General features: G+C 67.2%; 1 protein-coding gene. It reads left to right on the top strand.

Annotated elements, in window-relative coordinates; all coding sequences use genetic code 11:
• The coding region (locus GWK61_RS54970) for an MmyB family transcriptional regulator (protein WP_438939840.1) at positions 1 to 273 on the top strand (273 nt) is incomplete at its 5' end.
• Between the last annotated feature and the right edge of the window lie 380 nt (positions 274 to 653).

Below are 653 nucleotides of genomic sequence, written 5' to 3'. Positions count from 1 at the left end.
AGCCCGGAGTTCGTCGCCCTGTGGCGGGACCACAAAGTGTCGCCCTGCGATCCGGTGTCCTACGACCTGCACCATCCGACGCTGGGCTCGGTGACGGTGACGCAGCAGTCGCTGGCGCTCATCCGCTCGCCGGAGCAGGTCATGGTGGTGTGCACGGCGCGCGCCGGCTCGTCGTCGGAAGCCGCTCTCGCTTTGCTGCGGCAGTCGAGCGCGACGCTCGTGGAGGAGGGACGCGGCGCAATGGCGCGAGAGGGCTTGAAGTCCCCGAACTAGTCGGCGGGAACCGCGCCGCCTCGCTAGTGCGGTGGCCGGATTGGTTCACCGTGTTGGTGGTGTGGTCACCTGTTGGACGAGAGTCGGGTGCGGAGGCCGCCGGTCGTGTACGGGGTTTAAAGGCGTTGTTGAGAAATCGGCAGATTTCGGCCAAATGTTCTCGCGCACGCGGCGGTGGGCGGGCAGGCGGCCGAAATCCGCCGGTTTCTCAACAACATGTGTACTCACCCCGAGAACGAACAACCCAGGCGCCAACCCCCGACGCCGGGACCAGAACCACCGCAGCGCCCGCACCCAAGCCGGGCACGGCTGAGCCGACCACACATGTTGTGAACAAACGGCCGGTTTTCGTCCGCCCTGCCACGCGACCGCGCCTTGCG

The organism is Catenulispora rubra, from assembly GCF_015356825.1.
GTDB lineage: Bacteria > Actinomycetota > Actinomycetes > Streptomycetales > Catenulisporaceae > Catenulispora > Catenulispora rubra.
Note: the sequence above shows the minus strand (reverse complement) of the source record. Positions and strands in the feature narration are given on the sequence as shown.